Consider the following 12,197-nt stretch of genomic DNA (forward strand, 5'->3'; position numbering starts at 1 on the left):
GTTGTTGACAAAGTTAGGACATTTCGGCGGTTACTGCCTATTTTCCCATCGATTTACACGCACCTTCGCCCCGCAATCCACGCACTTATCACATCATTCCTCTGCACCAACGCGCCCACCGTAGCGCACCTTCATGCCTATTCTCCCCTGATTTTACCCTCTTTTTACCGAAGGAGCCACCCCACATCTGCGCACTTTCGTCCTTGCTCTTGCGTACATTTCCACAAACTTCTATGGGGAAACCGCCCCACCGCAGCGCACCTTCACCCGACGCTTTCCGACAAAACTTCCCATTTATTCACTATGTTGCACGCACACTCCCCTATTTTCCTTCTGCATTCTCGCTACTTTGCGTCCTCCGGTACGGACTTTTTCCCCCTTTGTTCCTTACTTACTGCGCACTTGTAGCCACTTTTTCGTTGTTTTCTTGCCTACTATTCACTTTTTTATCGCATCAAAACGCACAAAAGGCTATAGGGTTTTGATCAAAACCCTATAGCCTTTCTCGAAATACCCTATAGCCTTTTTGTGGAAACCCTATAGCCTTTTCTCTAATTAGATGGAAAGAAAAATCTGATTCTTCGCCACTTTTCCACCCACTTGTAGCGATAAAAAATGCTGCCTTCCACATAGGGAAAGCAGCATTTCAGTATATGAAAATCTAAAAGACTATCAGCGGGCAACCGATAATTGCTTTGCAACCGAATGGCCGGCTATATCCTTACAGCTTACCAAATACTGTCCTTCGGGCAAAGCAGCCAGTGAAATGCCGAGCGCACCATCAGCACCGGCCCAAAGCGTCTGTACAAGGCGTCCCTCCATATCATACAGGCTTACCTCGGAATGAGGCATCACACCCTGCAAATTAGCTACTACAGCAGCAGGATTGGGGAATAGCTTAACCTCAACTTGCTGTGCTACTATATTCTCGTTAGGCAAGTCAGCCACCACCCTTACGAGAAACTGTTTACACTCCATCATGTCCACAATCTTGTTTGTGGAAAGATCAAAGAGAACGGCTCTGAATATAAGCATTTCCCCTTTACGCGGATATAAGTTTTTCGGACTGAGACTCAGCTCAACTTCTCCATTGGTAAAATCTATTTGCTCCCAATCCGAATCGTATCCTTGTCTCTGATCATTTGCTTTAACCAGTAACCAACGAAGATAAAGAGTTGATTGATCATTTTGCCACGGACCGATCTTCTTAAAGCGTATGGGTGAGAGTTCATTTTCCTTCTTACCATAGACCAATACCTCATCCACAGGCTCCATAATTACAGCGTTGGCATAATCATCGGTAGCCGATATCGTGTACTTAGGCAACACAATTTCCTGCACTTCATCCAACTCATCAAAATAATAGAGGACTAAGGAATAGCTATTATCACTGTATGGGAAGCGGGGCACGTCGAATCTTATCGTTTGCGTCTTGCCCGCATCAACTGCAGGAAGCATATTCGCAATAACATTCATATAGCCATCGGCTTGCCTTCTGGCTAAATAGAGAGGACCGTGAAACTCCTTGCTACCCGTATTCTTAAGGTCTATGGAAATATAGCTTTCGCTATAACGGACAATTTTATAATCAAAGGAGCTGTCTACCGCCTGCAAGTTGAAGCGGGATTTCATCTTTTCATGCGTCACGGTGTACTTCCCATTCTCTTTTTTGATCGTGTAGAATTGACTTCCTACCGTACCCCATTGATACTGAGAATTGGCACGCCAATACCTGGCTCCATTGGGACGAGTAGCCAAATGTCCGAGGAACACTTCATAGGTACCCTCATCCATAGGTCCGTAAGCATGCTTAGATACACTGAAGGGCATTTCATCAAACAGATCGATGAACTCCACATCCATCGCAATATCTTCAACCCAAATAGTATCGCTCGAGGCGACCTTGGTAATACCCACCGTTATTTTGCCTTTATACTTATAGCTATCGCTAAGGAAAGCAGAAGCTTCTGCACTAATGGAAATGTCGGAGCCACCCAACAAACGAATGTCGGATTTATTGGTGCAGAGCAGCGGGTCGTTGTATTCTTTAGAAGAGCCGTTGCGGTCGGGCTTGAAGCCTACAATAATTTCCTGCCCCATGCTAAATCCTCCACCGGCACCACCTCCGATACCCATTGCGGAAGGAACTAAGAAATTGAGATTGAAGTAGCCGTTACTCATACCGGCCCATCCCCAATTGAAGTGGAAAAGGCCTTCACTATTATAGCCGTCACAAACAAAAGCATGCCCCCCGCCTTGTCCGTAACCGGAGTAATAGACAGGACATCCTGCGTCTAACTCAGCCATGATCATAGCTTCCCAAGTACGCTGGGTAAAGTCGATTCGTCTTTTCATTGCGACACCCTTGTCGTAGCGGAAATGCTCCTTCAAGGCTCTGAGTACATAGGGCGAGTAAGTACCGCTTCCATCCGGCGAGTAAGCCATATCAACCGCTACACCGGCATGAAAAGATAATGTGGCGAGGGCTTTCTCTTGAGCAGATGTAGCAGCCTGAGGAGTAGGCAGTGACTCCGGCATATTAGCCCAATCATAATTAACATTGAATTCGGCAGAAAGGTATTTTTGCGATGATTTGTCGTAGTAAGAGTATTTACCTTCCCCTTGATCCGGCCAACGATAATAACGCATAATCTGCGTATAAGCAGTAGCTACACAGCCGACGGGCATATGTTCGCCCTGCCTGGTAGGCGTTTGATTATTCCACGGATAACTCTGATTCCACAAGATTCCACCGAGCAGTGGCGCTACACTACTGCGAAGTCCATTTTGATGAGGCTCCGGGTGCAAATCACTACAAGAATAATCGCTGCCATCAGAAAGTAGATTCGCAATCACTAAGCGACAGTGCTCCATGAAAGCCGCTAAATTGGATGGCATATCCTCACTCGAAAAATGACCGGTCGTAGAATAACCTATATAAGGAGTGAGGCGATCGTCGCCTGATACAATTACAAAGCCATCATGATCACCGCGATTGTATATAAAGTAGTAACATGCATCGTCATTAGAGGAATTTCTTAGGAGCGTGCCGTCTACTCGAGGTGCCGATTCTAAAGTTAGAACCCATGAATTAGCATAATGAATATTGCCTTGCACGGAAAGTGCCTGTGCAGTAAAGAACTGCTCTGCAAGACGCTTCGCCTCTCCGGCGGTTCGTGGTGCTGCTTCTGCTATGATAGCGGTCATAAACAGAAGCGAAATCAAGGATAGTAAATGTAATCTGATTCTTCTCATTTATCTTTCTATTATTACCATATTCGTTTTTTGTCAAAAAGAAAGCCCTCTTTTAAGAGCTCCCCATTTGCTTTTAAACTGCCGCAAAGATAGTTTTTTCTGACAAATGAGAATCAGTTATTGCAACAGAATACACATTTTTAAGACAGATTCGTGTGGAAAAGGCTCCAAATCGACTAAGGATTTACATAGTGTAATCTTGTCTCCTTACCTATAGAAAGGCATTCGAAGGATTCATTCAATTGCATGCTCTCATTGTATTCTTCCAATAAAAAAGCCCTGCCCACTTAACGTGGCAGGGCCTTTTTGCTAGTATACAGCTAAGTGGAGGAGATTACTTCACCTCCCATACATCACTCTTCATAAAGAGTTCGCGAAGAGTGCGAGTAGGATTCTTAGCTTGTTGTTCTTCTATCTGTGCATGTACAGCCTCGTCATACGTAGGAGCTTCTACATCACGAATTACTCCCATTGCTACCGGAAGCGTTTCACCATCCATCATAGCAAGCATAGTATGCAGCGTAGGATCTTGTTCATGCGCATCGTGAATGAGGATATCATCCATAGTATAGCCATCCTCACCAATTGTTACAGCCTTCAGTTTGAGACCATCCAATACAAGACCACGATTCAAGTCCTTCCCAAATACCATGCGCTTACCATGTTCGAGGGTAATAGTCTTGTCAGCACGTACCTCTTTAGAAGAAAGCCACTTATGTGCACCATCGTTAAAGATTACGCAGTTAACCAAGACTTCCGTTACCGCAGCACCCTTATGCTTGGCTCCCTCTTTCAAACAGTTGACCAAATTAGGCATATCAACATCAAAAGAGCGAGCGAAGAAGCGGCCGCGTGCGCCCAAAGTAAGCTCTGCAGGGTTAAACGGATCTTCAACCGTACCGTAAGGAGAGCTCTTCGAAACGAAACCGCGAGGTGACGTAGGCGAATACTGTCCTTTCGTAAGTCCGTATATACGATTATTGAAGAGTACAATATTGATGTCTATATTACGACGGATGGCATGAATGAAGTGATTACCCCCAATTGCCAAACTATCCCCGTCACCGGAAGCAAGCCACACACTTAGGTCAGGTCTTGCTGTCTTAAGCCCGGTTGCAATAGCCGCGCCTCGGCCATGGATCGTATGGAAACCATACGTACCCATATAATAGATCAAACGCGAAGAACAGCCAATACCGCTGATCACTGCGGTTTGATGGGGAGCTATACCCAACTCAGCCATAGCCTTCTGTACACCCATCAGTACACCATGGTCGCCACAACCGGGACACCAACGTACATACTGGTCACTCTTGAAGTCCTTTGCTGTATATGCCACTGCTGTAGGGGCAGTTGTATTAATATCTTTATTTACAGGTGCCATGATTATTCCTCCATCATCTTGGTAAATTCTTCTATCAACAGACCAACATTAAAAGGCTGTCCTTCTACACGATTGTACTGAAGCGGAGAGAAGCCGGGGAAGCATCCTCTTAAATAGGAAGCAAACTGACCTGTATTCTGCTCTGCAACAACTACCTTCTTATAACTACGAAGTACTTTTTCGGTATTCTTAGGCAACGGATTGATAAAGCGGAAGTGTGCATGGGCTACCTTCTTTCCATTGAGACGCATACTCTCCACAGCTTCGTGAAGGTGACCATAAGTACCACCCCATCCTACAACCAGCAGATCTGCATCCTTATCGCCTTCAACCTCAAGCGGATCAATATAATCAGCGATGTTGCGAATCTTCTGTTGACGCTTATTGACCATCAACTGGTGATTTTCAGGATTTGTACTTATCGCACTGGTCAAGTTATCCTTTTCCAAACCGCCTAAACGATGCTGGAAGCCTTCATCACCAGGGATAGCCCAATAGCGAACTAATGTTTTCTCATCTCTGAAATAAGGCTTCCAAGGCTCGGTACCCTTATAATTCTTCACATAGTTAGGCTTGATAGCCGGGAACTTTTCGTACTCAGGTATCTTCCATGCTACAGAGCCATTAGCCGTAAATGCATCAGTGAGCAAAATAACCGGAGTCATATGCTCCAACGCAATCTTAGCAGCATCATAAGCAGCGCGGAAGCAATCGGCCGTGCTCTTAGCAGAAAGCACTACTAACGGCGACTCACCATTACGACCATATAAAGCTTGCATGAGGTCAGTCTGCTCACTCTTCGTAGGCATACCGGTAGAGGGACCTCCACGCTGTACATCAATAAGCACTAAGGGCAATTCAGCCATTACGCAGAGACCAAGCGCCTCACTCTTAAGAGCCAAACCGGGACCCGAAGTAGAGGTAATAGCCAGCTTGCCACCAAAAGAAGCACCAATTGCCGTACATATACCACTAATCTCGTCCTCTGCCTGCACAGTAATCACATTAAGTGATTTATGCTTAGCCAGCTCATGCAAAATATCCGTAGCGGGAGTAATAGGATAACTTCCTAAGAAAAGCTGTAATCCGGACTTTTCAGCAGCAGCAATAAAGCCTAATGCAGTAGCCTTATTACCACTCATATCCATATAGAAGCCCGGCTCTTGCTGTTGACCGGCAACATGGTAAGTAGTGCCGACAGAAGCGTGCGTATTGTGTGCATAGTCGTAGCCATCATTCAACGCCTTAATATTTGCCTGACGAATAAGTTCTTTCTTAGCAAAACGGTGATTGATGAAATCAATAGCATGCTCTAATGGACGATCAAATAGCCAGCACACGATACCGAGTGAGAACATATTCTTACATCTAAGAGCAGCTTTATTGTCAAGCTTTAGCTCCTTTACACTATCCTTCACCATCGTAGAGATGGGAGCCGAAAGCACACGGTCCGGATTCAAACCCAATTCTTTGATCGGATCTAATGTTTTGAAAAGAGCCTTCTCCAAATCAGATTGCTGGAAAGAATCTGAGTCTATAATGATCAGAGAGTCCTTACGAATGTGGTTGATATTCACTTTAAGGGCTGCCGGATTCATGGCTACAAGCACATCGGCAAAGTCTCCCGGAGTATATACCGGATTAGTACCAATATGAACTTGGAAACCGGACACCCCTCCCAAAGTTCCTTGCGGAGCACGTATCTCAGCCGGATAATCAGGGAAAGTGGCAATTGAATTGCCGTATACAGCAGAAAGTTCAGAGAAGATAGTTCCGGTCAGCTGCATGCCGTCACCCGAGTCGCCCGAGAAGCGTATTACGACCTCTTCCTGGCGTCTCACCTCTTTAGTTTCATTCATGATAACTTCTTGTAATAAGCCAAATGACTATATGATTACTATTTTTCGTTTCTCATTCACAGAAAGGAAGCAAAAACATCCAGTAGGGACCCTCTCGTTACCAAGAGTACGTTCTCCCGAACAGTATATTTCTCTCTTAGCTTCCTTGCCTTATGTTTACTATTTGCAAAGGTACATTCTTTATCTCAATAAAGCACTATTACGACGCTCATTAAGATCTATAAGTCGCTGATTACTACTTCCTCTAAAGAGCAAGTCAGGCTTCTTCAATGCCATTACAAAAGGGCCATCTATCAGCAGATCAATATAGGGTAATGGTTTACTAAGTGTCGGATTAGTTTCTATTTGCTCAATCGTATAACCTGTATAACACAATATGGGAAGTCCTGTTTCTTCTTTCAATCGTTTAGTCAGTACAGCTAATTCATCAGGAAACATAAAGGGATCACCCCCGGAAATAGTAATGCCATCCAACAACGGATTGTCCAATATCTCTTCTATTATTCCCTCAAGCACAAGCTCATCGAGAGGGATACCACCTGCCGGATCCCAGCTCTGTGGGTTGTGACATCCCGGACAGCGATGTGGACAACCGGCCAAGTATATGGAATAACGCAAGCCGGGACCATCCGTAATAGTTTCTCCATAGCGATTCAATAAATGCATCTCTGATGAGCAAAGCATTAAGGCACCCTCACAAAGGGGATGCCTTACCTATCACAAAACGAAAGACTTAATGATGCTTTACGCGATCTCGCTCTTCAGCTCGCTTAGCACTATTCCAACTCTCCAGGCTGCCTGTTAAGTAGCCTGTAATACGGCGGAGACGCGTTATATTGTCACTTCCACATACAGGACACTTATCAAATATGACACCCTTATAACCACAACCACGGCATGTATCCACCGGATGATTGATGGAGCCATAGCCAATACCCTCATCATGCATTACCTTAACAAGCTTCAACAGCACAGAGGGATTCTTTTTAGCTTCACCATCCAGCTCTACATAGGTAATATGACCTCCTCCTGTGATTGCGTGAAATGGAGCCTCCAATTTAATTTTCTCTACCATGGAGACCTCTTCTTTCACATCGATGTGGAAGCTATTAACGTAATACTCTAGATCTGTCACTCCGGGTATTACCCCATATTTCTTTCGATCCATTTTAGTAAATCGCCCTGCAAGTCCTTCAGCAGGAGTTGCCAATACGGAGAAATTGAGGTTATACTTACGTTTGTATTCTTTTACGACATCATTCATTGTCTCAATGGCATGATAAAGGGTTTGCCATGCCTCTTTATTATGTGCATGTCCCTCATCATAAATAGCGACCATTGCGTTATGTCCACCAATGAAACCTATTCCCAGCGTACCCGTTGCAATTACATCTCCTACCTGATCCGTTGGTTGTAAGTTTTTACCACCCTTCCATACATCATTACCCATCATAAAGGGGAACTGACGTGCCAAAGCTGTCTTCTGATAGGAGAAGCGCTCATACAACTGATCTGCACAAAGCTCAGCCATATGACGCACGCTATCCAAAAAGATACACTTTGCCTCATTTCTAATGGTGTGCTTATCTGCATCCGGATAACGCTCTTCTGCCGTTCTGCGTGCCTCAATCGCCAAACGAGGCATATTGATGGTCGTAAAGGAGGTATTTCCTCTACCGATACTCGTCTTCTCTCCTCTTAGATTTTCGAATACACGTGTACGGCACCCCATAGTTGCCAACTCATAATACCAGCGGTGAGGATCGTCCGGATTCCACTTTTCATTCTTATTGAAGGGTGTATCTAAGAATACGAAGTTAGGGAAAAGAGCTTTCGCACTCGTGTAGCAACTTTCCAGAAGTAAGTCAAAGTTGGGAGTATCAAATTTTATCTTGCCCGCCAAAGCATCATCAAAGCTTCGCATCGCCTTCTTGCAATCCTCCTCAGAGTAATTGACACCATCTTTCACCTTAAAGATTTGGATGGGAAAAATAGGTACCTCCCCATGTCCCAAACCCTCAACCGTGGATTTTAGTAGCTCACGAATCACCATACGGCCCTCTTCGCTGGTATCTGTCCCATAGTTGATACTGCTAAATACTACTTGATTACCCCCGCGGGAGTGCATCGTATTTAGGTTGTGGATAAAGCCTTCCATTGCTTGGTGGGTATCCAAACGTGTACGTTCATAGCTATTCTCCAACGAAACCTTTACCTCTTCTAATGAAAGGTTGGGGCAAATAGATGCAATAGCTTCTTTTAAGCGAGCAGCATCCGGAGCATCTGCCGAGAGGGCCGGGGCTACTGCTGCTACGATATCACGTATTGCTTTTTCTTCCGGCAGCTTAACAGGCTCGGCAGATTCTGCACCGGTAAGTTCCATTGCAAGGAGAAGTGTAGAAGCAATGTGCTTTGTATAGGTTTTACGTACCCCGGGTGCCATAAAGAAGTCGAATGCCGGTATAGCTTGTCCCCCATGCTGTTCATTCTGATTCGTTTGAAAGACTATAGTAGCAAGCGTTGCATAGGATTGGATACTCTGCGGAGTGCGAACACTTCCATTCTTTGTCCACATTCCCCTGGTAAAGATATCCTCCAAGTCATATTGTACACAAGTAGTTGTCTTTGTGGGGTAATAATCTAAATCATGGATATGTATATCCCCATTCTTATGAGCTCTGGCAAATCTATTACTCAAAAGGTATTTAAGCGTATAGTCCTTCGTCACCTCACTGGCAAAAGTCATCATCTGGCCACTCGGTGTGTAAGCACTCATATTGGCATTACTCAAGTTGACATCATTCTTTTCAATTGAGACTATGCCGTCTAAGGTACGTTTTAAATGTGTCCTTTTATCACGTTCTACATTACGCCATTCGCGATAGATAATGTACTTTTTAGCGATAAATGGGTCAAGCCCCATAAGAGCTTCCTCAACCATGTCCTGGATCTGCTCTACTGCCAGTTTTTCTCCTTCATTGTTTCGAGCGAAGCTTTCAATACGCTTTACAATAAGGTCTATGCGGGAGCTATCTGGTCGAACTCCTCCGGCTCTATAAGCTTTCATTATGGCGGAGCGAATCTTGTCCGCATCAAACGGCTGCTCACTACCATCCCTCTTCAGAATATAAAGGGTCGTCTCAGTTGATTCCATACCTTTTGAATACTCCTATTCTTCTATCCATTAAGCTGTTTTTATTTGACAGTAAGGAGACTCATGAAGCTGTACAGAAAAAGAGGAGTATCTCGATTTCTCTGTAGTGCTATAGTTCCATTCCGTCACCCTGCAAATATACAACATTTAACGAGAAAGAAGGGAAAACCTATATACATCTTCACTACACCTTTGAAGAACATTATTATTTTTCTCTATTGTACTATTATCTTTTTGGATACCGTCTAATAGTGCTTTAGAACATGCGATTCCGTATATTTGTACCAAGAAGGCAATTTACACGATTAATAGTAATAAAACGAAATAAAAACGATGAAAACAGACATTGAAATAGCTCGTGAAACCAAGCTAAAACCTATTCAGGAGATCTCTCAAGCCATGGGCATTGCACCGGAGCAAGCAGAGCCTTACGGGCACTACATAGCTAAAATCTCACCTCAAGCGATGCGACCGGACCAAATCAAGAAAAATAATCTGATACTTGTTACGGCCATCACGCCAACCAAAGCCGGAGTAGGCAAAACGACCGTTTCCATAGGTCTTGCTTTGGGGCTCAACAAAATAGGCAAAAAAGCTATTGTAGCACTTCGCGAACCCTCTTTAGGCCCTTGCTTCGGGATGAAAGGAGGAGCCGCAGGTGGAGGACATGCACAAGTGCTCCCCATGGACAAAATAAACCTACACTTCACAGGGGACTTCCATGCGATCACCAGTGCCCATAATATGATCACTGCCCTATTAGAGAACTATATATACCAAAACCGCAACAATTGCGAAGGGCTTTCACGCGTACTTTGGAAACGAGTATTGGACGTCAATGACCGCACCTTACGCAACGTAATAACAGGTCTTGGTGCCGTTACAGATGGTATACCTCACGAATCCGGATTCGATATTACTCCGGCATCGGAAATCATGGCGATTCTATGCTTAGCAAATGATTTTGATGACTTAAAGCGACGTATCGAAAACATACTCTTGGGATACACCAAAACAGGTCAACCTTTCACCGTGAAGGACTTAGGTATTGCCGGTGCCATCTCTATTCTATTGATGGATGCGATTAAGCCTAATCTCGTACAAACCACAGAAGGCACTCCCGCGTTTGTACATGGTGGACCATTTGCCAACATTGCCCATGGTTGTAACTCCATTATTGCTACTAAGATGGCTCTTTCCTATGCAGATTATGCTATTACCGAAGCAGGCTTTGGTGCCGATTTGGGTGCTGAAAAGTTCTTTGACATTAAGTGTCGCATGGGAGGCCTACAACCAAAGCTAACCGTTTTGGTAGCAACCCTACAGGGACTTAAACTCCATGGTGGAGTTGCCGAGAGAGACATCAAAGAGCCTGATATGGAAGGTGCACGTCGTGGCTTAGTTAACCTTGAACGTCATGTACACAACCTACGTAGCTTTGGACAATCTGTAGTAGTATGCTTTAATCGCTTTGCCTCAGATCCAGATGACGAAATCGCTATGGTAAAAAAGTACTGCAACGAAACGCTCGGCGTAGGCTTTGCCGTAAATAATGCGTTTTCAGAAGGTGGAGAGGGTGCTGTGGAATTAGCTCACCTTGTAGTAGACACAATTGAGAAAAATCCTTCTCAGCCCCTAAAGTACGCTTATTCGCTCAATGAAAGTATTGAAGAGAAGGTTGACCAAATTGCTAAAAATATCTATTGTGCAAGTAATGTAACTTACAGCTCCAAAGCTTTTAAGGCCATCAAGAGTATCAACGAAATGGGCTTAGCGCACTTGCCCATTTGTATTGCCAAAACGCAATACTCGTTTTCAACCGACCCGAAAGCTTATGGCGATGTGCGCAACTTTGAAATGAAAGTGAGCGATATAGTTATCAATAAAGGTGCAGAGATGATTGTTGTTATCATGGGCGATATCATGCGTATGCCGGGCTTGCCCAAGGAACCTCAAGCTGTGAATATGGATGTAATTAATGGTCAGATTGAAGGACTAAGTTAAAGGAAGGGATCTATACCCAATTATATTTTCCTATATATTTAGAGCCGCTGTATGGTTAATCAACCATACAGCGGCTCTCTAACTTCATTACTCCTTAGATTATTTTTTCAAGTTATCTCTTATCTCGCGAAGTAGCTGTACTTCCTCAGATGGCTGAGGAGCAGCTGCAGGCTCTTCCTCTTTCGTACGTCTCAGCTTATTAATTCCCCTTACGAGCATAAATATGACTAATGCAATAATTAAAAAGTCAATTAGTGCTTGAATAAAATTACCTATCGTAATAGCCACCTCCGGACGAACAACTTCTCCGGCTTCTTCAATTCCCGAGCGCAGTACCCACTTCAGATCAGAGAAGTTTCCTTTGTCTGTCAATAAGGTAATAGGCGGCATAATCACATCCTTGACCAGCGAATCAACGATCTTGCCGAAAGCACCGCCTATAATTATACCGACTGCCATATCCATCACACTACCCTTCAGTGCGAACTCTTTAAATTCTTGAATAAACTTTGACATAAACTATCTCACATTACTACCATTT

7 protein-coding genes are annotated in these 12,197 nt (G+C 44.3%); 1 reads left to right on the top strand and 6 read right to left on the bottom strand.

All coding sequences use genetic code 11. From position 1 onward, the window contains the following. Positions 1–672: 672 nt before the first annotated feature. The 5 genes from ACLWMH_RS04355 to ACLWMH_RS04375 all read right to left on the bottom strand — a co-directional run bounded on the left by ACLWMH_RS04355 (position 673) and on the right by ACLWMH_RS04375 (position 9,652). Positions 673–3,255 carry a thiol protease/hemagglutinin PrtT gene (locus ACLWMH_RS04355; RefSeq protein ID WP_411915523.1) on the bottom strand — a complete coding sequence of 861 codons (2,583 nt, stop codon included), beginning with the start codon at positions 3,253–3,255 and terminating at the stop codon, positions 673–675. A 334-nt stretch (positions 3,256–3,589) separates the two neighbouring features. Beyond that, positions 3,590–4,639, bottom strand: a complete 1,050-nt coding sequence (locus ACLWMH_RS04360) for a 2-oxoacid:ferredoxin oxidoreductase subunit beta (protein ID WP_411915524.1) — start codon at positions 4,637–4,639, stop codon at positions 3,590–3,592. Positions 4,640–4,641: 2 nt separating this feature from the next. Next, a complete protein-coding gene (locus tag ACLWMH_RS04365) occupies positions 4,642–6,498 on the bottom strand; it encodes a 2-oxoacid:acceptor oxidoreductase subunit alpha (protein ID WP_411915525.1) in 1,857 nt (618 codons plus the stop codon). Positions 6,499–6,678: 180 nt separating this feature from the next. Further along, positions 6,679–7,164, bottom strand: coding sequence for an anaerobic ribonucleoside-triphosphate reductase activating protein (gene nrdG / locus ACLWMH_RS04370; RefSeq protein ID WP_411915526.1), 486 nt, complete (start codon positions 7,162–7,164; stop codon positions 6,679–6,681). Between the two features lie 67 nt (positions 7,165–7,231). Beyond that, positions 7,232–9,652: an anaerobic ribonucleoside triphosphate reductase gene (locus ACLWMH_RS04375; protein WP_411915527.1), complete on the bottom strand. Its 2,421-nt coding sequence runs from the start codon at positions 9,650–9,652 to the stop codon at positions 7,232–7,234. 333 nt (positions 9,653–9,985) lie between these two features. Here ACLWMH_RS04375 and ACLWMH_RS04380 point away from each other — a divergent pair, with 333 nt between their 5' ends. Then, positions 9,986–11,656 (top strand): formate--tetrahydrofolate ligase, encoded by a 1,671-nt coding sequence (locus ACLWMH_RS04380; RefSeq protein WP_411915528.1) that lies wholly within the window; start codon positions 9,986–9,988, stop codon positions 11,654–11,656. Between the two features lie 99 nt (positions 11,657–11,755). Here ACLWMH_RS04380 and mscL read toward each other — a convergent pair whose 3' ends face one another. Then, on the bottom strand, positions 11,756–12,172 hold the full coding sequence (gene mscL / locus ACLWMH_RS04385) for a large-conductance mechanosensitive channel protein MscL (RefSeq protein WP_411915529.1): 417 nt from the start codon (positions 12,170–12,172) through the stop codon (positions 11,756–11,758). Between the last annotated feature and the right edge of the window lie 25 nt (positions 12,173–12,197).

Origin of the sequence: Porphyromonas miyakawae (assembly GCF_045865415.1) — a bacterium.
Taxonomy (GTDB): domain Bacteria; phylum Bacteroidota; class Bacteroidia; order Bacteroidales; family Porphyromonadaceae; genus Porphyromonas; species Porphyromonas miyakawae.

Excerpts from the sequence above, each read along its gene's own strand:
- nrdG (WP_411915526.1), bottom strand. The coding sequence starts at position 7,164 with ATGCATTTATTGAATCGCTATGGAGAAACTATTACGGATGGTCCCGGC.
- mscL (WP_411915529.1), bottom strand. The coding sequence starts at position 12,172 with ATGTCAAAGTTTATTCAAGAATTTAAAGAGTTCGCACTGAAGGGTAGT.
- ACLWMH_RS04355 (WP_411915523.1), bottom strand. The coding sequence starts at position 3,255 with ATGAGAAGAATCAGATTACATTTACTATCCTTGATTTCGCTTCTGTTT.
- ACLWMH_RS04360 (WP_411915524.1), bottom strand. The coding sequence starts at position 4,639 with ATGGCACCTGTAAATAAAGATATTAATACAACTGCCCCTACAGCAGTG.
- ACLWMH_RS04365 (WP_411915525.1), bottom strand. The coding sequence starts at position 6,498 with ATGAATGAAACTAAAGAGGTGAGACGCCAGGAAGAGGTCGTAATACGC.
- ACLWMH_RS04380 (WP_411915528.1), top strand. The coding sequence starts at position 9,986 with ATGAAAACAGACATTGAAATAGCTCGTGAAACCAAGCTAAAACCTATT.
- ACLWMH_RS04375 (WP_411915527.1), bottom strand. The coding sequence starts at position 9,652 with ATGGAATCAACTGAGACGACCCTTTATATTCTGAAGAGGGATGGTAGT.